16 protein-coding genes and 1 pseudogene are annotated in these 22,909 nt (G+C 61.2%); 6 read left to right on the top strand and 11 right to left on the bottom strand.

What is annotated here, in order from left to right; all coding sequences use genetic code 11:
• The first annotated feature begins 563 nt into the window (after positions 1 to 563).
• A pseudogene (locus tag AC4IHP_RS23455) lies at positions 564 to 922 on the top strand (DUF6124 family protein).
• A gap of 153 nt (positions 923 to 1,075) precedes the next feature.
• On the opposite strand, the gene AC4IHP_RS23450 reads toward AC4IHP_RS23455, so the two are convergent.
• From AC4IHP_RS23450 to AC4IHP_RS23415, 8 genes are all read right to left on the bottom strand, one after another.
• Positions 1,076 to 6,799 carry a membrane-targeted effector domain-containing toxin gene (locus AC4IHP_RS23450; protein ID WP_490832880.1) on the bottom strand — a complete coding sequence of 1,908 codons (5,724 nt, stop codon included), beginning with the start codon at positions 6,797 to 6,799 and terminating at the stop codon, positions 1,076 to 1,078.
• Positions 6,800 to 6,995: 196 nt separating this feature from the next.
• Entirely contained in the window at positions 6,996 to 8,711 is a 1,716-nt protein-coding gene (gene nagE / locus AC4IHP_RS23445; RefSeq protein WP_490832879.1) for an N-acetylglucosamine-specific PTS transporter subunit IIBC, read from the bottom strand.
• A 23-nt stretch (positions 8,712 to 8,734) separates the two neighbouring features.
• Complete coding sequence (gene ptsP / locus AC4IHP_RS23440) at positions 8,735 to 11,248, bottom strand: phosphoenolpyruvate--protein phosphotransferase (RefSeq protein ID WP_490832878.1); 2,514 nt, start codon at positions 11,246 to 11,248, stop codon at positions 8,735 to 8,737.
• A 151-nt stretch (positions 11,249 to 11,399) separates the two neighbouring features.
• Positions 11,400 to 12,422: an SIS domain-containing protein gene (locus AC4IHP_RS23435; protein WP_490832877.1), complete on the bottom strand. Its 1,023-nt coding sequence runs from the start codon at positions 12,420 to 12,422 to the stop codon at positions 11,400 to 11,402.
• Complete coding sequence (nagA, locus tag AC4IHP_RS23430) at positions 12,403 to 13,509, bottom strand: N-acetylglucosamine-6-phosphate deacetylase (protein WP_490832876.1); 1,107 nt, start codon at positions 13,507 to 13,509, stop codon at positions 12,403 to 12,405. The genes AC4IHP_RS23435 and nagA overlap by 20 nt, the downstream gene beginning before the upstream one ends.
• A gap of 40 nt (positions 13,510 to 13,549) precedes the next feature.
• A complete protein-coding gene (locus tag AC4IHP_RS23425) occupies positions 13,550 to 14,281 on the bottom strand; it encodes a GntR family transcriptional regulator (RefSeq protein ID WP_490832875.1) in 732 nt (243 codons plus the stop codon).
• A 282-nt stretch (positions 14,282 to 14,563) separates the two neighbouring features.
• Positions 14,564 to 15,079, bottom strand: coding sequence for a L,D-transpeptidase family protein (locus AC4IHP_RS23420; RefSeq protein ID WP_217852193.1), 516 nt, complete (start codon positions 15,077 to 15,079; stop codon positions 14,564 to 14,566).
• Positions 15,080 to 15,153: 74 nt separating this feature from the next.
• Positions 15,154 to 15,708, bottom strand: coding sequence for an NUDIX hydrolase (locus AC4IHP_RS23415; RefSeq protein WP_460124306.1), 555 nt, complete (start codon positions 15,706 to 15,708; stop codon positions 15,154 to 15,156).
• Positions 15,709 to 15,855: 147 nt separating this feature from the next.
• On the opposite strand from AC4IHP_RS23415, the gene AC4IHP_RS23410 reads away from it, so the two are divergent.
• The 5 genes from AC4IHP_RS23410 (at position 15,856) to purT (ending at position 19,110) form a co-directional block, all read left to right on the top strand.
• Entirely contained in the window at positions 15,856 to 16,455 is a 600-nt protein-coding gene (locus AC4IHP_RS23410) for a CoA pyrophosphatase (RefSeq protein WP_039759145.1), read from the top strand.
• 37 nt (positions 16,456 to 16,492) lie between these two features.
• Complete coding sequence (locus AC4IHP_RS23405) at positions 16,493 to 17,017, top strand: gamma carbonic anhydrase family protein (RefSeq protein WP_490832874.1); 525 nt, start codon at positions 16,493 to 16,495, stop codon at positions 17,015 to 17,017.
• Positions 17,014 to 17,229 (top strand): DUF1289 domain-containing protein, encoded by a 216-nt coding sequence (locus AC4IHP_RS23400; RefSeq protein WP_460124315.1) that lies wholly within the window; start codon positions 17,014 to 17,016, stop codon positions 17,227 to 17,229. Before AC4IHP_RS23405 ends, AC4IHP_RS23400 begins: the two co-directional genes overlap by 4 nt.
• A gap of 131 nt (positions 17,230 to 17,360) precedes the next feature.
• On the top strand, positions 17,361 to 17,828 hold the full coding sequence (locus AC4IHP_RS23395) for a VUT family protein (protein ID WP_016771544.1): 468 nt from the start codon (positions 17,361 to 17,363) through the stop codon (positions 17,826 to 17,828).
• Positions 17,829 to 17,928: 100 nt separating this feature from the next.
• Positions 17,929 to 19,110, top strand: coding sequence for a formate-dependent phosphoribosylglycinamide formyltransferase (purT, locus tag AC4IHP_RS23390; protein ID WP_490832873.1), 1,182 nt, complete (start codon positions 17,929 to 17,931; stop codon positions 19,108 to 19,110).
• 125 nt (positions 19,111 to 19,235) lie between these two features.
• Here the strand turns inward: purT and AC4IHP_RS23385 are convergent, their stop codons facing one another.
• The 3 genes from AC4IHP_RS23385 to AC4IHP_RS23375 all read right to left on the bottom strand — a co-directional run bounded on the left by AC4IHP_RS23385 (position 19,236) and on the right by AC4IHP_RS23375 (position 22,894).
• On the bottom strand, positions 19,236 to 20,552 hold the full coding sequence (locus AC4IHP_RS23385) for an MFS transporter (protein WP_110600209.1): 1,317 nt from the start codon (positions 20,550 to 20,552) through the stop codon (positions 19,236 to 19,238).
• A 275-nt stretch (positions 20,553 to 20,827) separates the two neighbouring features.
• The gene (locus tag AC4IHP_RS23380; protein ID WP_490832872.1) at positions 20,828 to 22,069 is read right to left on the bottom strand and encodes a transporter associated domain-containing protein; all 1,242 of its coding nucleotides are present in this window, start codon (positions 22,067 to 22,069) and stop codon (positions 20,828 to 20,830) included.
• 12 nt (positions 22,070 to 22,081) lie between these two features.
• The gene (locus tag AC4IHP_RS23375; protein ID WP_016771539.1) at positions 22,082 to 22,894 is read right to left on the bottom strand and encodes a cytochrome C assembly family protein; all 813 of its coding nucleotides are present in this window, start codon (positions 22,892 to 22,894) and stop codon (positions 22,082 to 22,084) included.
• Between the last annotated feature and the right edge of the window lie 15 nt (positions 22,895 to 22,909).

Below are 22,909 nucleotides of genomic sequence, written 5' to 3'. Positions count from 1 at the left end.
ACTCAGCCTTCCGACGTCGCCGGTGGATCAAGATCAAGAGCACTCGAGCTTGCGCTCATTGTTGAGTGGGGCGGCTTCGCCGCGGGCAGCTGCGCTGCGTTGCTTTTGCTTTTGTGGGAGCGAGCCTGCTCGCGAAGGCGGCCTGACAGCCGACCTGTTTCTTGAGGTTGTACTCGATCCAATTGTAGGAGCGAGCCTGCTCGCGATAAGGCCCGTCCAGGCGCCCGAGAACCTGAGATTGTTTAAATCCGTTACCCAATAACCAGAACCTTCCCACAAGGTTTTCAGGTTGTCCGTCGGACGTGCGATCTCTAGTCTTTTCCCGTCGCTGCGAATCAGCGATCGGGAGTGAGATCCCCGGATAGCTTGCAACTGGCGCCAGCACCACGATAATTGGCGCCAGCTCAATCTGCTGCCTGCTTTATGGCGGCTGTGTGCGGGCAGACTTCGGTCTGGCCGGTTGCCTGCTCCGGTGGATCTCACCTCGCACATAGCGGCCACCTATTCGCCGCGTGAGATCCGGCGATCGATGGCTGTCCATCAGCATCAGCAGGAGAAGCATCGTGGAAAAAATCGTTCCCGACCCTCCCCTCGAACCCACCCCCCCTCGAACAAACCATCCGCGCCGACGACCGCGAAAAACCGCGAAGCGATCAAGCGTGCTCTGGATTTTTACCTGTGTCCGCAGCCGAGCAAGGCGCGCCCGCTCAGCACGATGTTTCTGATCCAGCCCGATGTCGACACCGAAAGCCTGCTCGCCCATGCCTGTGAGTCACTCGCTTCAGCCAACACCCTGGCCAGTGATTTCGCCGATCAGTTGGGCCGTCCGCAGCGCAATACCGCGCTGGCGATTCAGCAGATCATCATGCTTGCCGAGCTGGCGGTGAACCGTGCGCTGGATCGGGTTGATCCTCGCGCCTGAAAAGCACGCATCATCCAGGCGATGCCGCCATGAACGGGGCCGCGTTGAATGCCGCGCGGCTTTGAGCTCGGCATTCAACGCCGGATTCCAACCACAAAAAACCACCGGGCCATCATGCCCGGTGGTTCTCCATCACGTGCAATCGCACTGGCGTCACTTCACCTGGGTCAGCTTCACGTCTGCTACAAGCATCTCGATCAACGTTCGCAGGTATTTGAAACCCTGATTTTTTTTCTCCCAGCGATCAATGAAGAACAGGCCTTTGTCATTGACCTGGATCGGCGTGACAACGATCTCGCCAGTCTTGGATTTATGCACCACGCTGGCGTTACGGGTGTCTGCGTTCTCGATCAGGAAGTGCCCGGGTTGGGTCAGTTTGCTGCGACTGACAGAAGGCGTCGCGACAGGCTTTTTCGTTCCAGGGACGGCCACCTCCATGAGAAAGTCGCTGGTCAAGGCCCGTACGTTGGCCTCGCGCTTGCCGCTGACAAACTCCCACGAGCCACGGTGGATATCCCTGGCCAGCTCAGGGGCCGTGTCGCGTACGTGCAGGCTGACGGCTGACAGGGTGTCGGCCAGACCTGGCACACCGAGATTGAAATTAGTGTGCGCACTGCCGATGAGCGCCAGCCATCTATGCGGCCCGTGAGCCAGTTGATCGGCTTCAATCACTTGGGTCGCGAAATAGCTGAACATCTCGTTGCGCGAAATATCCTCGTCATAGATGCCCTTGAGGTGGTAAGAGGCTGTGCAATCGAGGGCCCTGATTCGAATTTTGTATTTGGCCGCCGCCTGGAAGACCTCTGTGTACGTATCGTTCCCCTTGTAAGTGGGCATGTGTCCGCGATCCTGACGATGCAGATAGGCCTTCAGCCTGTCCGGCATGCGCTGGGTCCGCAGGAAAGTATCGAGATCGGCCTGGTGCAGGTCGGTGAGCATGTGCTCCACATATAACGTGTCATACCCCGCTTCCTTGAGCGCTTTCATGTGCTTTTTCAACAGTGCTTTGCTTGCTGCATCGGCGTGGGCTTCGCCGATCAGCAGATTTAAATTTCCGTCGCGCAACCGCGGCAAAAAAGCTTCGAATGTAGAGTCGGAGGTGAGCACCGGCAGGATGGGTGCGTCGGGAGGGACGTAGTCGGTGAACGCGTCTCTGGCCGTTTTTTCCAGACGTTTGCGCTGGGTGAGGAAAGCGTCGTAGGCCTTTCTTTCACGGGGTACGGTTGGGGCGTAGTTCGAGTCCAGGGACTTGGGCTGAGGCAACATGTCGGTGATGTCATCGCGTAGCGCTGAAGCAATATCGAAGTCGCTGAAGTGATCAGCAGCGGCGGCTGCGGCGGCTGGCTCGGCGACGGGCAGAGGAGCCTTGTATGTACTCGGTATCCGGACGAGGAAATCACCTTGCGCTGTCGCGTCTCCGCTAATGGCCCCGGGCGTATCCCTGCCAATGCGTGAGGGTTGATACAAGTCGATATCTTCGACACGTACGGCGACGGCGTCATGCAGATCGGCCAGACCTGGCGTCTTGTCGAACGTGCACATGCGTGACTGTTCGGTGAGGACGATCCAGCGTTGCTGCGGTGCATCGGCGATATCGGCAGCCAGGGTCTTGTGCGAGTAGAAATTGCGGATGCTGTTGCTTCGAGGCGTCAGTGGCGAGATCTCGGACAGCACCATGGCATGCTCAAGTTGATAGCTGGTCGAGGCATCCAGCGCACTGATTTGAAAACCCTTTTCCCGAGCGGTACGGACGAGTGCCAGATACGAATACGCTGCGTCCTTGCCATGCCCGAGCGCGGCATCAATGGCTTTCAAATGGTGTTTGATGTGTTTCCAGCTTTCACCTTTGTTCATTTTCTCCAGCTTGAGATGGAAAACATCGCCTGCCAGATATTCCACATACAGACGCTTGAAACCATTGGCAGCGAGCGCGTCCAGGTTGTCGATCAGCACCTGTTTGCTGGCGATCGAACCGGGCCGGGCGCCAATCACCAGATTTTTCCCCGTACATGCATCGCTGGCGATCAACTGTGCAAATGTGCTGTCGGCGGCGACATCCGCCACCTGAGCGCGAGGGGGTAACGGGGCGAGATCGGCGAAATGCCGGGTGGCGTCCGCGGTCAGTTTTTGCACCTGTTCCAGGTAGGCTTTACGCGTTGTGGCAAATTCCTCGACGACGCCGGCAATGATCGACTGCGGAGGGACCATATAATCCACGCTGCGTTTGATGACCTCTCCTCTGGATTGCGGATTCATCACCGTCTCGACGCGATCACGGTATTTCGGCGCAACGCCATAATCCTTGTGCGGACCGGGTGTCTCTGGCACGGCGTCATATTTTGGCGCGCCGCCGGCCACGCCACTGCGCACCATCGTGCCGTCTGCGTTGCGCACCGTGAGGATGCCGGTCGATACCAGCTCGGGGCTGCCCGGAACGGTGGTGTACAACAAGTAACGGCCGAGCGCGTCGGGATGGTTACTGGCCCAATAGAGCTTGCTCTTGTAAACCACTGTGCGCATGCCATCCCACTCCGGCGTTGCGGCCACCTGGTCGATCAGCTTGACCGTCTGTTGCTGCTCTTTGCTGGCGGCCACGGCAGTCTGGCGCAGCGGGCGGTTGAGCGGTTTGAGTGACCGCAGGGCGGGACGCAGGTCGGTCAGCACTGCGCCGGCACTGTTGAACATATAACCGAGCAGATGCATGAACGCTTCGCCCTGTTCACCCTGGCGATAGGCGTGCAGCGCCAGCATGGCGTCCTTGAACGCCAGCAACAGGCCGGTGCTCAGACTCAGCAAGGGAAAAGGCGCGGTGGCAATGGCTGTGACCCATTCGACACAGGTCCAGACCATGCTGCTGATCATCTGCGCACGGCTGGTCGTGGTGGCGTGGACATCGTCGATCTTGCGTTGCAGCTTCATGTCATACAGCACATTGGGCAGATCCTTGACCGGATCTACCGATGTCGTCGAGTCATAGCGGGCAGGGCTTGGCGTGGTTCGGTTGAGCTGCTGTGGGAGGTCCTTTCTGGCCGTTTCGAGAAACGTGCGGACGCGTTTTTGCGACTGCACCCCGACCCTGACAGTCAGATACTCGATCATCCCGTCGGTATGCTTGAGCAGGTAATTGAACAGCCGCGCTTCGCGAAAAGCCACCCCGTCGGGGGCATCCGGGGTGTAGAGCAACACCGGCTGTTTGTCGTGGCTGAACAACCACGTATCAATGACCCATTCACCGTCAATCATCAGCCGGTGGATCGGGTAGCGGATGCGCGTTGGCGCCGAAGTGTCGTCCATGCTGGCGATGCTTTGCTCCAGCCATCGCCGATCGCTGGAGCTGATATGCCCCTGCAGTTGGCATTCCAGGGCAGCGCTTTTCATCTGCCGCTGAGTAACGGCCAGGAGAGTGTTGCGCCTGAGCGCGTAGCCTTCGCTGGCTGGACTTTGCAGTTCGGCTTTGACCTTGTCGGTGTAGCGTTGCCCAACCCAGACCCCGGTGACCGACCGCGCGACGTTCTGCGCGGTGAGGCCGCTGATGTCGATTCCTGCCGGCCCCCTGAAGCGTGCAGATTGCCAGAATTTTTCATCGAGAAAACCGAGCCCCCCGGCGTATCCGTCTCGATACAGGCGGGTGTAGTTCACGGGTTTGGGGGTCAACGCCGGAATCACGGACATCGGCGAGTAGGCCCAGACGGTGTCCGGGTCGACATCATTGCCCGGGCGCTTGAGCAAGCGGTTCAGGCTGATCCTGGCCTGCTCGTGCACGAAAACATCGAAAGCGGGAAAGTGGCTGCCGGATAACGGATGCCTGGCAAACGCGCGCAAAGTCTCCTCGGCACTTTCAGTCAGAGTCGCAAGCTGGCGGCGATTGGCCGCTGTGGTCTGGCGATACCATTGCGGCGTAGAGAAGTCATAGTCATCGGTTCGCGTCGACAACACGTGCTCGGCCATCGCTCGCAAGCAATCCAGGTGACTGCCACAGTGCTCGAAGGTGACCTTTTTGTATTCCACGGCCTCAGGCTTGAAGCTCAGCGCTGAGAGCAATTTGCGCATGCTCGGGCGAAAGCGCATCGGGGCGCGGTTGAGCAGGTAGCCCGCCATGCTCTCGGAGTCCTTGAAACTTTTGCCCCAGTCGAGCACATGGGTCTGGCATTCGATTTCGCTGTCGAAGGCCTGGAATTGTCGGTCGCGGGGTGCTTGCGGGGTGCATAACAACACGCGGTTGATGACGCCGGTGGCGTCGGTCTGGCGCAGCACCCAGACGTCCTGCAACTGCGCACCGTGCAAGGACAGTGTTGCGGCCTGCAAGTGGAGGTCGTTGGCGTTGCGCAGCCGCTGGATCATCTGCACGTCACTGTCGAGCAGGTGCCCCTGCAACATGGCGGTGTAGGCCAGAGCGACGATCCTTTGGTCGAGCATATGCTCGATGGCTGGCCGGACGGTGCGTCGGGCGTGCATCTCGCGCTGCAACTGAGCGAAGTCGACGCGAGGCTGCAAGCCGATTGCCTGCTCGACCAGCCAGGCGGGCGTCAGGTCAGAGAATTCCGGGGGCAGTGGCGCACCGTCGTAGGTGATAGTGGTATAGCTGAGGAATTCCGAACCCGGCAATTCATCGCCGGTGTGCGGGCCTCGCAGCGACAGATCGAGCAGGCTGCGCTGATGAATACAGACGCCGTATCCGGGCACGCGCCGATCGGTAGTGATCTGCAGTTTTTCGATGTCCAGATCGTCGATGTCCAGGTCATCGCTCAGACGCTGCAGCCATTGTTCGCGGGCGAACTCCTTCAGACTGACCATTGGCCCCATCAGGTCGAGCAGTTTCTGTCGCGCCTGTTGATAGTTGCCTACATGCTCTGCCAACTCGGTTTGCCGCGTGGCACTGGCGCTGCGAAACCAGTCCGGTGCGCTGTTGCGCAAGTGCCGCTCGAACAGTGTCTGGGCGCGCAATTGGAGGCGCGGAGTGAGCTCCGGTAGCGCAGCGGCGATGGCACGGTCGAGGGCGGCGAGCAATTGCGCCGGGTCCTGTTGTGGATTGTCAGCGAAGCTCAACGCCCGTTCGATGTCCTGCGTGCGTTTTTTCGCGACCACGTCACAGGCATGCTCAAACAGCGGCTGACTGTCGATCAGCGACAGCTGTAACGGCCAGATGCCCGCTGCGCTCAAGTCGTGATAACGCACGGGCAGCATCTGCCTGAATTCATCGCGGCTAGCCGGATGTTGCAGGTAGTGCAGCAGACGGGCATCCAGATCTTTCTGCGAGTCGAAGGCTTCGATACCTCGCGCAGGGGTGAACAACAGCAGGTAGCCGACGCTTTGCGTGGTTGCCAGGTCCTCCAGTTTCGGGCTGCTTTTTTCAGTCACGACAAAAGCGCCGGCAAGTTCGACGGTTTCCCCTTGGTAGCTGAACTGCACAGCGTAGGCTGCCGGACGCAGGGCCGGGCCCAAGGTGAGTTTTTCCACTAGCGCGCCGGCATCGGGGTGCAACAGGCGATCTTTTACAGCCTGCCGCGCCTCGTGCTCAAGCGCAGTGAACCCCGCGTCGTAGGTCAGGAAAGATCGTGCGGATTTGCCGTCGATACGGTCACGCAGATCCATGTCGAGCAATGCCGTATCGAGGCTTTCTTTCAGGCCCGCCAGCAAGGATTTGCCGCTGCTGCTCTGCAGATCGCTGTCGGCCAAGGCCTGATACAGCGCACGGCTTCGCCGCACAAACTGTTCGCGATGGCTCTTGAGCAAGCCGTTGATGCGGTTGAGAGAGGCTTGTTCGGTCGTGCTTTTCTGCTCTGGCAGCAGCGCGGTTTCGAGGTTGAAAAAGTGATGCCCGATCTGATTGAGATCGCTTCTGATCTCATCAAACGTCGGGGCTGAGGATGTGCTCATGGGCACGCTCTCCATGCGTGTGGGATGAACACTGAGCATGGCGAGGGTGCGCGAGAGCAGGGTGGTAGATATGTATTGGTTTGCAGGCGGAAAAATATCCCGCCGTGCGCGCTGCGTCGCACGGCGGGCTGCAGGCCGATGCTTTCAACTGTGAGAGCGAGCCTGCTTGCGAAGAGGTCCGCCTATCACCGCCGATTCAAACCTGCGCGTTGATTTCCCGGCGACTGACCAACCCTTCGATCGCTGCGCTCAAACTCGCCGCGTTCTCGCCGACCAGCAGATGCCAGACGCCACCGTCCAAGTGGCTGACGCCCATACATCCCAGCGCTTTCAACTGTGCCTCTGACAACGCCTTGCCATCGACCAGTTGCAGGCGAATCCGGGTCATGGCGATGCAATCGAGTTGCAGCACATTGTCGCTGCCGCCCACAGCATTCAGCCATTGCTGCGCCTCGTTGCTGGCATGTGCAACTGGTTTCGGCCCCTCGACGATGACAGCCGCTTCAACCGGAGCCGCACGGCCTGGCGCTGGCATTGCCAAGCGGATTTCATCGGCAATGCTATCGGCCAGCGGCCCGACCACCACCTGCAGACTGCCACCCTTGCCCGGGCGCACCACGGCCATTGCGCCCAACGCTTTGAGTTCGGCATCCGAGGCCTTGTTGCGGTCGACCATTTCCAGGCGCAGTCGCGTCGTGCACGCGCCGACCGTGAGCAGATTCTCTGCGCCGCCCAGTGCCTTGATGTAAGCACTGGCGCGTTCGGTTTCCGAAAGCACGGCTTTTTCTGCCGTGGCCACGTCTTCGCGCCCCGGCGTCTTCAGGTTGAAGCGGCGAATACAGAAGTCGAAAACCAGGTAATAGATGACCGCATAAGCCAGCCCGACCGGCACCACCAGCCAGCCATTGGTCGACTTGCCCCAGCCGAGAATCATGTCGATGAAGCCACCGGAAAAGGTGAAGCCCAGATGAATGTTCAAGCCGTTGGTGATCGCCATCGACAGCCCGGTCAGCAGCGCGTGCAGGAGGAACAGCAACGGCGCGAGAAACATGAAGGCGAATTCGATCGGCTCGGTCACACCTGTCAGAAACGAGGTCAGGGCCATCGACAGAAAGATCCCGCCCATCACCTTGCGCCGCTCCGGCAAAGCGTTGCGGTACATCGCCAGACAGGCGGCGGGCAGGCCGAAGACCATCATCGGGAACATTCCGGTCATGAACTGGCCGCCCTTCGGATCGCCGGCAAAATACCGCGACAGATCGCCGGTCACCAGCGCGCCGGTGGTCGGGTCGGTGAAGTTGCCGAAGACGAACCACGCCATGTTGTTGAGGATGTGGTGCAGGCCGGTGACGATCAGCAGGCGGTTGAACACGCCGAAGACAAAGGCGCCGAGGCTGCCGCTTTCCATCATCAGCGCGCCGAACGCATTGATGCCCTGCTGGATCGGCGGCCAGATATAGCCGAACAGCACGCCCAGACCCACCGCCGCAAACCCGGTGACAATCGGCACGAAACGCCGGCCGCCAAAGAACGCCAGATACTCCGGCAACTTGATGTCCTTGAAGCGGTTGTACAGCGCGCCGGCCATCAGACCGCTGACGATCCCGGCGAGCATGCCCATGTTGATGGTCGAGTCGAGCACCTTGAGTGTGGAGATCATCACCAGATAACCAATCACTCCGGCGAGGCCGGCGGTGCCGTTGTTGTCCCGGGCGAAACCGACGGCGATGCCAATGGCAAAAATCATCGCCAGATTGGCGAAGATCACTTGCCCGGCATCGTGAATGATCGCGATGTTCAACAGGTCTGTGTCGCCCAGGCGCAGCAGCAGGCCGGCAATCGGCAGGATCGCGATCGGCAGCATCAGCGCACGGCCGAGGCGTTGCAGGCCTTCGATGAAGAGTTGGTACATGGCGTTTGTCCTTGTTGTTTTTGTTAGCGCAGAGGCCAATGTTGATGACAGGCGTGGCGAACGGCGGCGGCGCTGGACAGCTTGAGCAAGTCGCGGCTCAGACGCTGACATTCGGCTTCGTGCAACTGGCGCACGCGGTCCTTGATCTCACCGATCTGCACCGGGCTCACCGACAATTCAGTGACGCCGAGGCCGATCAGCACCGGCGTCGCCAACGGGTCGGAGGCGAGCGCGCCGCAGACACCGACCCAGCGTTTGTGCACCGCCGCGCCTTCGCAGGTCATGGCGATCAGACGCAGCAACGCCGGGTGCAGGGCATCGACCCGCGCCGCCAGCCCGGCGTGGTCGCGGTCCATCGCCAAGGTGTATTGCGATAGATCGTTGGTGCCGATCGAGAGGAAGTCGGCGTGTTCGGCCAGTTGTTCGGCTTGCAGCGCGGCGGCGGGGACTTCGATCATCACGCCGATCTCCGGGCGCTCGGCAATGCCCAGCTCAAGACACAAGGCGTCGACGCGCTGGCGAATCTGCAGCAGTTCTTCAACTTCGGTGACCATCGGCAACAGAATCCGGCAGCGTTGCAACGGCTTGACCTGCAGCAGCGCGCGCAGTTGCTGATCGAGAATTTCCGGGCGCGCCTGGGCCAGACGAATACCGCGCAAACCGAGCACCGGGTTGGCTTCGTCGGGCAGCGGCAGATAGTCGAGTTGCTTGTCGCCACCGACATCGATGGTGCGGATGATCACCGACTTGTCGCCCATGGCATCGATGACCGCTTGATAAGCGCTGCGCTGTTCTTCGACGTCCGGTGCCGTCTGGCGATCGACGAAGAGAAACTCGGTGCGCAACAGGCCGACGCCATCGGCACCGTTGGCAAAAGCGTCTGCGGCTTCGCTGCTTGAGGCGACATTGGCGACCACTTCGATGTGTACGCCATTGCGGGTTTCTGCAGGTAGATGGGCTTTGGCCTGTTGGCTGTCGCGGCGCTGCTGGCGCTGGATGTGTGCCTGTTGCACTTCGCTCAGGCGCTCGGCGTTTGGCGTCAATTCGAGGCGCCCGCCATCAGCGTCGAGCACTACGGCTTGATCTTGCGGCTGCTCAAGCAATTGCGCGCCCAAAGCGACGATGCACGGCAAGCCTTTGCCGCGCGCCAGAATCGCGACGTGCGAGGTCGCGCCGCCCTCGGCCATGCACAATCCGGCGACGCCTTGCGCGCTGAGTTGCAGCAGATCCGATGGCGTCAGTTCGTGGGCGGCGACGATGGCGCCGGCCGGCACCTGGTATTGCCAGGCCTCGCCGAGCAGGACACGGAGGACGCGTTGCTTGAGATCGCGCAAGTCATTGGCACGTTCGGCCAGCAGCGGACTGCCGGTGCCTTGGAGCATGTCGCACTGCGTGTCGATCGACTGACTCCAGGCATGAGTCGCGGCGGTGCCTTGTTCGATGAATTGCTGGGCTGCGTCGAGCAGGGCCGGGTCTTCGAGCAGCGCCAGGTGTGCGGCGAAGATCGCTTCTTCGTCGGCGTTCTTGTGCTTTTTCGCCTGAGCGAGGGTGGCGGCGATTTCGCTGCGCACCGCGTTCAAGGCCGTTTCAAGAATCGGCTGCTGTTGCACCGGATCGTGACGGCCCGCATCCGCCGGCAAGGTGATCGCGTTCAAGCGAAACAACGGCCCGGCGACCAGCCCCGGCGCCGCGCAAACACCGTGCAACACCCCAGCCTCGGCCGGGCGTTTCAGCGCTGTAGTGCTGACCGGCGCTTGCGCGTGATGATCGTCCGGCAGCGCCGTGGCCAATGCGCTGAGCAGAGCTTGCAATGCGGCATCGGCGTCCGGCCCCTGACAACTGACCTGCACCTCGTCCTGCTCACCGATCGCCAGGCCCATCAAACCGATCAGGCTGTTGCACGGCGCCGTTTTACCATTGAAGTGCAGCTGTGAATGGCTGTTGAAACCTTGCGCGGTCTGGCGGATCAGCGCAGCGGGGCGCGCATGCAAGCCGCCGCGATGAGCGACCTGCACTTGACCACGAACCTCAGGCCCGCCGCTTGTATCGGTATTCGCCGCCACCACATTGCGCGCGATGATGTGCAGCAACGGCTCGCCGACTTTCACCGCTTTGAGGGTGATCGGCCGCACTTGAAAGTCCGCGCTGTTGGTCAGGATCAACAGGCTGACCAGGCTTTTGCATTGCTGGCCAACGTTGTCCAGGTCATAGCGCAGCAGTGGCTGACCGAGGCTGACGCGATCGCTTTCCTTGACCAGCATGGCGAAACCTTCTCCGTTCAATTCAACGGTATCGAGGCCCAGGTGCAGGAGGATTTCCGCGCCGTTGTCGGCGCGCACGGTCACCGCGTGGCTGCTGCGCGCAACGTGGATGACTACGCCGGCGCAGGGCGAATACAGCGTGTCGTTGAGCGGGTCGATGGCGATGCCGTCGCCCATCGCGCCACTGGCGAACACCGCGTCCGGGACGTTGGCGAGCGTCAGTACCGGGCCGCTGAGCGGGGCGCTGAGGGTCAGCTCTTTATTGTTGTCGGGCATGGCTGGGTCTCATCAGTTGAATCTCGGTTCAATGTCCCCTGTAGGAGCTGCCGAAGGCTGCGATCTTTTGATCTTGTTTTTTCGCTACGTCAAAAATCAAAAGATCGCAGCCTGCGGCAGCTCCTACACGGAGTACATCCGTCAACGGCTATCAGTGGGTGCGGGTCACTTTGCTCAAATGGCGCGGCTGATCCGGGTCCATGCCCCGCGCCACGGCCAGACCTGCAGCCATAACGTAAAAGCTCTGGATCGCCAGAATCGGGTCGAGGGCCGGGTGTTCGGCGCGGCTCAGGGTCAGGTCGCGTTCGCTGACGTCATCCGGCGCGGCGAGCAAAACGCGGGCGCCGCGCTGGCGCATTTCCGCCGCCAGACTCAGCAGGCCGGCCTGCTCGGCGCCGCGTGGGGCGAAAACCAGCAGCGGATAGTGTTCGTCGATCAGTGCCATCGGGCCGTGACGGACTTCGGCGCTGCTGAACGCTTCGGCCTGAATCGCCGAGGTTTCCTTGAATTTCAGCGCCGCTTCCTGGGCAATCGCGAAACCGGCGCCACGGCCGATCACCATCAGGCGCTCGCAATCGCGCAGGGCTTCGATGGCCACGCTCCAGTCCTGTTTCGCCGCTTCGCGCAGGCCTTCTGGCAGCGCATCGTGGGCCTGCAGCAATTCGCTGTCCTCTTTCCAGTGCGCGATCAAACGCGCGCTGGCGCTGAGGGTGGCGATAAAACTCTTGGTCGCGGCGACGCTGCTTTCCGTGCCGGCGAGCAGCGGCAGGCTGAATTCACAGGCCGCTTCCAGTGGCGAATCGGCTGCGTTGACCATCGACACGCTCAGCGCGCCACGCTTGCGCAACAGGCGCAGGCTGTTGACCAGATCCGGGCTCTGCCCCGACTGCGAAAACGCAAAGGCGACCTGACCGCTGACTTTCAGTGGCGCCTGCTGCATGGTCACCACGGACATTGGCAACGAGGCCACCGGCACGCCCAGTTGCTGCATGGTCAGGTAGGCGAAGTAGCTCGCCGCGTGGTCGGAGCTGCCACGGGCGACGGTCATCGCCACTTGCGGCGGCTGCCGGCGCAGGCGCCCGGCGATCTCGATCATTGGCGCGTCGAGCTGTTGCAGTTGCGCTTGCACGGCCTGGAACGAGGACAGCGCCTCTTCAAGCATTTTTGAAGTCAATGTCTTCTCCTTCGACCATGACGGCGGTCAGTGTGAGTGAGCGATCGAGCCGCACGCAGTCGGCCCAGGCGCCGGGGGCAAGGCGCCCGCGTTCGGTGATGCCGAGGTAGTCGGCGGGAAATTGCGACAGACGCTGCGAGGCTTCGCTGATCGGCAAACCGATCTTCACCAGATTGCGCAGGGCCTGATCCATGGTCAGCGTGCTGCCGGCCAGCGTGCCGTCGGGCAGACGCACGCCGCCCAGGCATTTGGTCACGGTGTGGCTGCCGAGCTTGTATTCACCGTCGGGCATGCCGGCGGCGGCGGTCGAATCGGTGACGCAATACAGGCACGGGATCGAACGCAGCGCCACGCGAATGGCGCCGGGGTGCACGTGCAGCAGATCGGGAATCAGCTCGGCGTATTTGGCGTGGGCCAGCGCCGCGCCGACGATGCCCGGCTCGCGGTGATGCAGCGGGCTCATGGCGTTATAGAGGTGGGTGAAACTGCTGGCACCGGCAGCCAGCGCAGCGACGCCTTCCTCGTAGCTGCCGAGGGTGTGGCCGATCTGCATGCGGATGCCACGGCTGCTCAGCTCGCGAATCAATGCATCGTGACCGGCGATTTCCGGGGCAATGGTGATGACGCGGATCGGCGCCAGCGCCAGATACTCTTCAACTTCGGCCATCAACGCGGTGTGAGCGAAGTTCGGTTGCGCGCCGAGTTTTCCCGGGTTGATGTAGGGGCCTTCAAGGTGCACGCCAAGCACTCGCGCGGCGCCTTTCGGACGCTGTTCGCAGAATTCTCCGACCTCTTTGAGGACGCTGGAAATCTCCGCGCTCGGCGCAGTCATGGTCGTGGCCAGCAGCGAAGTAGTGCCAAAGCGCACGTGGGTTTTGCTGATGGTCTCGAAGGCTTCGGCGCCTTCCATAATGTCTTTGCCGCCGCCGCCATGCACATGCAGGTCGATGAAACCCGGCAGCAGATAGGGCAGCTCGTTAGCCGCCGGATCGCAGGGCACGCCTTCGATCGACACGATCTTGCCGTGTTCGTGAATCAGCCGGCCGCGAACCCAGCCGCTGGCGGTGAGGATGTTGTCTTCGGACATTTCGGTTCTCGCTTGGGGCCGCTCTCAGCGGCGCAGCTTTTTATCTACGAAGCTCTGCAACAAAGTCGTAGTAGTCGTTGCGGCAATAGGTGTCGGTGACTTCGATCGGCGTGTTGTCTTCCAGATAGCCGACCCGGGTCATCAGCAGCATGGCGGTACCGGGGGCGATGCCGACCAGTGCGGCGAATTCGTCAGAGGCGTTGATCGCCTGGATGTGCTGCAGGGCGCGGACGATCGGTTTGCCAATGCCGTCGAGGTATTCGTAAAGCGAATCGCCCACCGCTTGCGGCTTGGGCATGATCGACGCGGGCAGGGTGCTCATCTCGATCGCCATGACCGTGTCATCGGCTTTGCGCAGGCGCTTCATGCGCGCCACCTTGTCGTTCGGCGACAGGCCGAGGCGGATCAGTTCTTCGTGGTTTGGCAGGGTGATGTCCCGCTCCAGCCATTTCGAGCTCGGCACGAAACCTTTCAGGCGCAGCATTTCGCTGAAGCCGGAAAGACGCGACAGCGGTTGTTCCAGACGGGGGGTGATGAACGTGCCCGAGCCTTGCAGGCGGCGGATCAGGCCTTGGTCGAGCAAGACTTCCAACGCCTTGCGTGCGGTGACCCGGGAAATGCCGAGCTGGTCGCTGAGGCTGCGCTCGGACGGCATCGCCTGTTCGGCCTTCCACTGCCCGGCATGAATCGCCGCTTCCAGATTGCGCGCCAGTTGCAAGTACAGTGGCGTCGGCTGGGAATCGTCGGGACGTAGGGTCTGGAGGTCGTTCATGTAGGTCGTTTCCGTCGCGAGTATAGGATTGTTGTGGCTCGCTTGTGGAGCGAAAACTAATACCACTTGAATACCATGTCAACGCAGGTAAATAGCTTGTAACCCGCGAATATCGGGGCTTCAGGGGGTGGTGGTCTTAAGTGGTATTAGTGGTGGACGTTGAAAAGCAAAAGATCGCAGCCTTCGGCAGCTTCTACAGTGGGAAGTGGTATCAACCCTGTAGGAGCTGCCGAAGGCTGCGATCTTTTGATTTATTTTTTTTGCGGTGACCAGCGGTCGAGGTTACGGGCGAATCTCGATCATCGTGCCGTCCGGTACCAGATTCCACACTTCACGCATGTCGACGTTGCGCATGGCGATGCAGCCATCGGTCCAGTCGAGGGTGTGGAACAACTGCTCCGGGTTGTCTGCCGAGTCCGGGGTGCCGTGGATCATGATCATGCCGCCGGGCTCGACACCTTCACGGCGAGCGCGGGCGGCGTCGCTGATGTTCGGGTAGGAGATGTGCATCGACAGGTTGAATTTCTCGCTGGTCTTGCGCCAGTCGATCCAATAGAAACCTTCGGGTGTGCGTTTGTCGCCCTCGATCAGTTTCGGGCCTTTCTTCGCGCCCTTGCCCAAGGAAATGCGATAGGTCTTCAGCGGCTTGCCATCGGCAATCAGCTGTAGTTGGTGGGCCGATTTGAGTACCAGGACTTTTTCGATCAGTGGAGTATTGGACGGCGTCACGGTGGTCACGAATGACGCTTGCGAAACGCTGACGAACGACAGGCAGAACAGGGCAAGCAACCAGCGCATTGAAACGATTCCCCAGGGAGTGACGCAATCAGGTTTTAGGTAGGAGCTGCCGAAGGCTGCGATCTTTTGATCTTCTAGCCGACAACGACCGGCTGCACCAACGGCGGAATCGATTCCGAACGAACCGGATACTTCTCGACGCGCCGATCAGCGAAGAAGCATTCTAAGGTACGCCCGACCGTGCGGAAAGCCAGCTCGTCCCAAGGGATATCGGCTTCGTCGAACAGCTGTACTTCGAGGCTTTCGGGCCCGGCCGCAAACTCCAGGTCGGCCAGTTCGGCGCGGAAAAACACATGCACCTGGCTGATGTGCGGCACGTCGATCAGCGTGTAAATGCTCAGGTTGCGCACCCGGGCGCAGGCTTCTTCGGCGGTTTCACGCACGGCGGCCTGCTCGATGGTCTCGCCGTTTTCCATGAAACCGGCAGGCAGTGTCCAGTAACCGAGGCGCGGCTCGATGGCGCGGCGGCAGAGCAGCACTTTCGTCCCCCAGGTCGGCACGCAACCGGCGACGATATTGGGATTCTGGTAGTGAATGGTCTGACAGCTGTCGCAGACAAATCGCAGCCGCGAGTCGCCTTCGGGAATGCGCTGGGTGACCGGGTTACCGCAGTGGCTGCAAAATTTCATGCTCGGGTTCCTGAATGCTGCGCCTATCTTGGCGTGCAGCGGGGCCGGTCGGCAAGTTGTCGTTTCGCGACACGGCCGGTTTCGGGGGCTTGGGCGCTCGCTTTGATTGGTGCATGATGCGGAGCAAGGCACCGATCGAGAACACTCATGCTGGACGAGCTACTGCATAGGGTAAGCAACCACACACCGCGCACGCTGGAGACCGACGCACGTTTCCCCGAAGCCGCCGTGCTGGTGCCGATCACCCGCAGTGACGAACCGGAACTGGTCCTGACCCTGCGCGCCAGCGGGCTTTCGACCCATGGCGGCGAAGTTGCCTTCCCCGGAGGGCGCCGCGACCCGGAAGACCCGGACCTCATATTCACCGCGCTGCGCGAAGCCGAGGAAGAGATCGGCCTGCCGCCGGGCCTGGTCGAAGTCATCGGCCCGCTGAGTCCACTGATCTCCCTGCACGGCATCAAGGTAACGCCGTATGTCGGAGTGATTCCCGACTTTGTCGAATACCAGCCCAATGATGCCGAGATCGCCGCTGTCTTCAGCGTGCCGCTGGAGTTCTTCCGCAAGGACCCGCGCGAGCACACCCATCGCATCGACTATCAGGGCCGCAGTTGGTACGTGCCGAGCTATCGCTTCGGCGAGTACAAGATCTGGGGCCTGACGGCGATCATGATCGTCGAGTTGATCAACCTGCTCTATGACGCCAGAATCAGCCTGCACCGACCGCCGAAAAGCTTTATCGATACCTGAGCCGTCATCGAACGGCCGTGAGCCCGAGGAAAACAAAATGAAATACCGCCTGGGCGACGCCCGTGTCGAAACCCATCCACAGAGCTGGGTCGCGCCTAATGCCGTGCTGGTGGGCAAGGTCCTCCTGGAAGAGGGCGCCAACGTCTGGTTCAACGCCGTATTGCGCGGCGACAACGAACTGATCCTCATCGGCAAGAACAGCAACGTGCAGGACGGCACGGTAATGCACACCGACATGGGCTACCCGCTGACCATCGGCACCGGGGTGACCATCGGCCACAACGCCATGCTCCACGGCTGCACGGTCGGCGATTACAGCCTGATCGGTATCAACGCGGTGATTCTCAACGGCGCGAAGATCGGCAAGAACTGCATCATCGGCGCCAGTTCGCTGATCGGCGAAGGCAAGGAAATTCCCGACGGTTCGCTGGTGATGGGCTCGCCGGGCAAGGTTGTGCGTGAACTGACCGAGGCGCAGAAAAAGATGCTCGAAGCCAGCGCCGCGCACTATGTGCATAACTCGCAGCGGTACGCCCGCGATCTGTTCGAGCAGGAACAATGACGACTGTTGAACGACCAGTCGCCTCGCCGTGCGTGAATATCTGCGCGCTGGATGAGGATGATGTTTGCACCGGGTGCCAGCGCACGGTCGCGGAGATCACCCGCTGGGGCCGCATGAACAATGACGAGCGCCGGGTGGTGCTGGGGTTGTGTCATGAACGGGCGAAGGCGAGTGGATTAGTCTGGATGATTGCCAAGACGCCGAGCCAATAGATCAAAAGATCGCAGCCTTCGGCAGCTCCTACATGGGAACGCATTCCAAATGTAGGAGCTGCCGAAGGCTGCGATCTTTTGCTTTTCAGGGCACTCAAGTAACCTGTGCGCCAAATCGACAGGCCGCCTCCATGATCTTCCTCATCGCCTACATCAGCAGCGTCGTGCTGATCAACTTCGCCTTTTCCACCGCGCCGCACCTGGACATCATCTGGTCCGCATGGGGCGGCCTGGTGTTCGTGCTGCGCGACATGGTGCAAACGCGCTTCGGTCATGGCGCGATCGTGGCGATGCTGGCGGCGCTGGTGCTCTCCTACATCACGTCCGACCCTTCCATTGCGCTGGCCAGCGCCACGGCGTTCGCGGTCTCCGAATGCATCGACTGGCTGGTGTTCAGCATTACCAAACGGCCATTGCGCGACCGTCTGTGGATCAGTTCGGCGCTGAGCATTCCGCTGGATACCTTCATTTTTTTCGGCATGATCGATGCCTTGACGCCGCCGGTAATTATCACCGCGCTGGCCTCCAAGTTCGCCGGCGTCACCGCCGTCTGGCTGATCATGGCCTGGCGGGATCGCAAACAGGCTGTCGCCAGCTGAAGCCAAACCCTCGGGTTCATGTAAAATGCCGCGCTTTCTCCCCATGGAAAGCGCACCTGCGTGGCTTTCCTCGATGATCCGCTTCCTTTGAGGACCTGAGATGACCCGTATCGGAACTCCATTGTCGCCAACCGCGACCCGCGTATTGCTGTGTGGCTGTGGTGAGTTGGGCAAGGAAGTGGTAATCGAACTGCAGCGCCTGGGCGTTGAAGTGATTGCCGTCGACCGCTACGCCAACGCGCCGGCCATGCAAGTCGCCCATCGCAGCCACGTGATCAACATGCTCGACGGCGCTGCGTTGCGTGCAGTGATCGAAGCCGAGAAGCCGCACTTCATCGTGCCGGAAATCGAAGCCATCGCCACCGCCACGCTGGTCGAGCTGGAAGCCGAAGGCTTCACCGTGATCCCTACCGCGCGCGCTGCGCAACTGACCATGAACCGCGAAGGCATCCGTCGTCTGGCTGCCGAAGAGCTGGACCTGCCGACCTCGCCGTACCATTTCGCCGACACCTTCGAGGACTACAACAAAGCCGTCCAGGACCTGGGTTTCCCATGCGTGGTCAAGCCGGTGATGAGTTCGTCGGGCAAGGGCCAGAGCCTGCTGCGCAGCGCCGATGACGTGCAAAAAGCCTGGGATTACGCGCAAGAGGGCGGTCGCGCCGGCAAAGGTCGGGTGATCATCGAAGGCTTTATCGACTTTGACTACGAAATCACCCTGCTGACCGTGCGCCACATTGGCGGCACCACGTTCTGCGCACCGGTCGGCCACCGTCAAGAGAAGGGCGACTATCAGGAATCCTGGCAGCCACAGGCCATGAGCCCGATTGCTCTGGCTGAATCCGAGCGCGTTGCCAAAGCAGTCACTGAAGCGCTGGGTGGCCGTGGTCTGTTCGGCGTGGAGCTGTTCATCAAAGGCGATCAGGTGTGGTTCAGCGAAGTCTCGCCACGTCCGCATGACACCGGTCTGGTCACGCTGATTTCCCAGGACCTGTCGCAGTTCGCTCTGCACGCCCGCGCCATTCTCGGCCTGCCGGTACCGCTGATCCGTCAGTTCGGGCCATCGGCGTCGGCGGTGATTCTGGTGGAAGGGCAGTCGACCCAGACCGCATTCGCCAACCTGGGCGCTGCGCTGAGCGAGCCGGACACAGCGCTGCGCTTGTTCGGTAAGCCAGAAGTGAATGGTCAGCGCCGCATGGGCGTGGCACTGGCGCGGGATGAGTCGATCGAGGCCGCGCGTGCCAAGGCGACTCGTGCGTCGCAGGCGGTTGTTGTAGAGCTGTAAAAGCGGGGCGCAGCAGCTATTCGCGAGCAGGCTCGCTCCCACATGGGATTGGGTGAACACAGAATCTGTGACCAATCCCAAAACCCTGTGGGAGCGAGCCTGCTCGCGAAGCTCTTGATCTTCTGTCAGGCAACCCGATTCAGATCGTTATTGCGCGTCTCCTTCAAGCACAGCACCGCAATCAGACTCAACACCGCCGCCGCTGATACATACCCGCCGACATAGCTCAAGCCACCCATCGCCACCAGTTTCTGCGCAAAGAACGGCGCCGCCGAGGCTCCGACGATGCCGCCGAGGTTGTACGCCGCTGAAGCGCCGGTATAACGCACGTGGGTCGGAAACAGCTCAGGCAGCAGCGCGCCCATCGGTGCGAATGTCACGCCCATCAAAAACAACTCGATGCACAGAAACAGCGCCACGCCCCAGGTCGAGCCCTGCGTCAGCAATGGCTCCATGAGAAAACCGGACAGAATCGCCAGCACGCCACCGATGATCAGCACCGGTTTGCGCCCGTAACGGTCGCTGGCCCAGGCCGACAAAGGCGTCGCTGCGGCCATGAACAACACGGCAAAGCACAGCAGGCCCAAGAACGTTTCGCGACTGTAGCCCAGCGTCGATACGCCGTAGCTCAGGGAAAACACCGTCGAGATATAGAACAGCGCATAGCAGACCACCATCGCCGCCGCACCGAGCAAGGTCGGCGCCCAGTATTGGCTGAACAACTCGACCAGCGGCACTTTCACTCGCTCCTGACGGGCGATCGCATTGGCGAACACTGGCGTTTCATGCAATTTGAGGCGCACATACAGACCGACCATCACCAGCGCCGCGCTGAGCAGAAACGGAATACGCCAGCCCCAGCTGCGGAACTGTTCGTCATCCAGCGTCATCGCCAGAGTCAGGAACAGGCCGTTGGCTGCAAGAAAACCAATCGATGGCCCGAGCTGCGGGAACATGCCGAACCACGCGCGCTTGCCCTTCGGTGCGTTTTCCGTGGCCAGCAGCGCTGCGCCGCCCCATTCGCCGCCAAGGCCCAGGCCCTGACCGAAACGCAGCACACACAGGAGAATCGGCGCCCAGGCCCCAATGCTGTCGTAGCCCGGCAACACGCCAATCAAGGTGGTGCACACGCCCATCAACAGCAGCGAGGCGACCAGCGTCGACTTGCGCCCGATGCGGTCGCCGAAGTGGCCAAACAGTGCCGAACCCAGTGGCCGGGCGAGGAAAGCAATGCCGAAAGTCAGAAATGCCGAAAGCATCTGCGCCGTGCCGGAGGTCTGCGGAAAGAACACCGGCCCGATCACCAGCGCCGCAGCAGTGGCATAAACGTAGAAGTCGTAGAACTCGATAGCGGTGCCGATAAAGCTTGCCGTGGCCACGCGGGTGGCGGAATTGGTCGGCTGGGCAGGCGCGGTTTCGCTGTAAGCGGTATGGGTCGTCATGCGGTGATCCCTGACAGTCATGAGCTCCAGTGGAGCGAATTATTATGGTCGAACACCCAGGGATGTGGGGTAGGGCGCGAGCGCTGTTTCGAGTAGGAACAGTCGTCGGTTTGCAGCGGAAACAGTCAGGATCCGGGCAGTGCCGGGTAGGCACAGGGATCGACGGCGCTTGGGTAAGCGCCTCGATTATAGGAAGGGGGCTAACGATCAAACAAGCGCAAAAGATCGCAGGGTAGGAGCTGCCGAAGGCTGCGATCTTTTGATCTTTCGATCTTTTATCTGGCGGGCACCAAAGCAGGAGCAGAAGAGGTATGCCAGATCAACACCTTACTCACCCGGTTCTCCTCGGTCTCGAGGATTTCCAGTCGATAACGGCCGATCTTCAGGCACACCGCGCTTTCCGGAATGGTTTCCAGCGCTTCGGTGACCAGACCATTGAGCGTCTTCGGCCCGTCGCTCGGCAGGTGCCAGCCCAGGCACTTGTTCAGGTCACGGATCGACGCGGCGCCATCAATGACCATACGCCCGTCGGCCTGGGGATGAATGTGCGGATTGTCGAGGCTGTGCTCGCTTTCGAATTCGCCGACGATCTCTTCGAGAATGTCTTCAAGGGTGACGATGCCCAGCACTTCGCCGTATTCATCGACGACCATGCCCAAGCGCCGCTGCTGCTTGTGGAAATTCAGCAGCTGCAGTTGCAACGGCGTGCTTTCCGGGACGAAGTAGGGCTCGTAGCTGGCGGCCAGCAGCGCCTCGCGGGTCAATCCGCCGTTGCTGAGCAAATGGCCGATCTGGCGGGTGTTGAGCACCGCTTCGACCTGATTGATGTCGCTGTGAAACACCGGCAGACGCGTGCGCTTGTTCTCGCGCAGTTGCTCGATGATCTCTTCGATCGAATCGTCGAGGTTGATGCCGTCGACGTCACTGCGCGGCACCAGAATGTCGTTAACCGTGATGTTGTCCAGCGCATGGATGCCCGACACCGGGTGGCTGCGCACGGGATGTTCGGGATCATCATCGTGATCGGCCGGCAACTCGTCCTCGCTCTGTTGCACCACCTGAGCCTTGCGCGTGAATGGCGTCATCAACAAAGCGCTGACCCGGCTGAACAGCCAGGCAAACGGATAGACGATCTTCATCGGCACGCCCAGCAGGGCGTTGCCGAACGTCAGCACGGCGTCGGGATAGCGCCGGGCCACGGTGCGCGGGAAATAATCGGCGAACACCAGCAGGATGGCACCGGCGCCAAGGCAGGCCGCCCACGGGCCGTTTTCTTCGCAGAGAAAAATCGCCAGCAGCGTCGCGATGATCACTGCGAGGGCGCGGCACAAGGTATTGCAGAGGATCAGGCTGTCGAGCGGGAAGCTCAGCTTCGCCAGCGGTTTGTCGCTGGCGCGCGAGGCGATACGTTGCGCAAGCAGGTGCTGCTGCGCGATTTCGACGGCGGTAAACAGCCCCGACCATAAAATCAGCAGGACAAATACCGCGAGCATCGGCCCTATGGGCAAACCGTCCATTTATGCCGCCCGTCAGATGTGCAGGATGTATTCACGAACCAGTTTGCTGCCGAAGTACGCCAGCATCAGCAGGCAGAAACCGGCGAGGGTCCAGCGAATCGCCTTGTGGCCGCGCCAGCCCAGACGGTTGCGGCCCCACAGCAGCACGCTGAAGACGATCCATGCCAGGCAGGCCAGCAGGGTCTTGTGCACCAGATGCTGGGCAAACAGGTTCTCGACGAACAGCCAGCCGGAAATCAGCGACAGCGACAGCAGCGTCCAGCCGGCCCAGAGAAAGCCGAACAGCAGGCTTTCCATGGTTTGCAGGGGCGGGAAGTTCTTGATCAGCCCGGACGGGTGCTTGTGCTTGAGCTGATGGTCCTGAACCAGCAGCAGCAACGCCTGGAATACGGCGATGGTGAACATGCCGTAGGCGAGGATCGACAATAGAATGTGCGCGAGGATGCCCGGCTCTTCGTCGATGATCTGCACCGTGCCGGTCGGCGCGAACTGCGCCAGTAATACCGTGATCGCACCCAGCGGGAACAGCAGCACCAGCAGGTTTTCCACCGGGATCCGCGAGCAGGCCAGCAAGGTCAGGGCAATCACCGCCGCAGCGATCAGGCTCGATGCGCTGAAGAAGTCCAGGCCGAGGCCGATCGGGGTCAATAGATGCGTGAGCAGGCTGGCGCCGTGGGCGAGCACGGCGAACACGCCGAGGCTGACCAGCAGGCGCTTGTTCGCCTTGGCGCCGGTGGCCAGGCGAGTACTTTGATAGACGGTCGCAGCGGCATAGAGCAGGGCGGCGGCGAGGGTGGTCAGCAAACTGGGTGACAAGGGGAGCATAAATCCTGTTAGGCG

This window comes from Pseudomonas sp. UF-293, from assembly GCF_058245595.1.
Note: the sequence above shows the minus strand (reverse complement) of the source record. Positions and strands in the feature narration are given on the sequence as shown.

Coding starts and splice junctions, on each gene's coding strand:
- AC4IHP_RS23450 (WP_490832880.1), bottom strand. CDS start 6,799: ATGAGCACATCCTCAGCCCCGACGTTTGATGAGATCAGAAGCGATCTC.
- nagE (WP_490832879.1), bottom strand. CDS start 8,711: ATGTACCAACTCTTCATCGAAGGCCTGCAACGCCTCGGCCGTGCGCTG.
- ptsP (WP_490832878.1), bottom strand. CDS start 11,248: ATGCCCGACAACAATAAAGAGCTGACCCTCAGCGCCCCGCTCAGCGGC.
- nagA (WP_490832876.1), bottom strand. CDS start 13,509: ATGTCCGAAGACAACATCCTCACCGCCAGCGGCTGGGTTCGCGGCCGG.
- AC4IHP_RS23425 (WP_490832875.1), bottom strand. CDS start 14,281: ATGAACGACCTCCAGACCCTACGTCCCGACGATTCCCAGCCGACGCCA.
- AC4IHP_RS23420 (WP_217852193.1), bottom strand. CDS start 15,079: ATGCGCTGGTTGCTTGCCCTGTTCTGCCTGTCGTTCGTCAGCGTTTCG.
- AC4IHP_RS23415 (WP_460124306.1), bottom strand. CDS start 15,708: ATGAAATTTTGCAGCCACTGCGGTAACCCGGTCACCCAGCGCATTCCC.
- AC4IHP_RS23410 (WP_039759145.1), top strand. CDS start 15,856: ATGCTGGACGAGCTACTGCATAGGGTAAGCAACCACACACCGCGCACG.
- AC4IHP_RS23405 (WP_490832874.1), top strand. CDS start 16,493: ATGAAATACCGCCTGGGCGACGCCCGTGTCGAAACCCATCCACAGAGC.
- AC4IHP_RS23400 (WP_460124315.1), top strand. CDS start 17,014: ATGACGACTGTTGAACGACCAGTCGCCTCGCCGTGCGTGAATATCTGC.
- AC4IHP_RS23395 (WP_016771544.1), top strand. CDS start 17,361: ATGATCTTCCTCATCGCCTACATCAGCAGCGTCGTGCTGATCAACTTC.
- purT (WP_490832873.1), top strand. CDS start 17,929: ATGACCCGTATCGGAACTCCATTGTCGCCAACCGCGACCCGCGTATTG.
- AC4IHP_RS23385 (WP_110600209.1), bottom strand. CDS start 20,552: ATGACGACCCATACCGCTTACAGCGAAACCGCGCCTGCCCAGCCGACC.
- AC4IHP_RS23380 (WP_490832872.1), bottom strand. CDS start 22,069: ATGGACGGTTTGCCCATAGGGCCGATGCTCGCGGTATTTGTCCTGCTG.
- AC4IHP_RS23375 (WP_016771539.1), bottom strand. CDS start 22,894: ATGCTCCCCTTGTCACCCAGTTTGCTGACCACCCTCGCCGCCGCCCTG.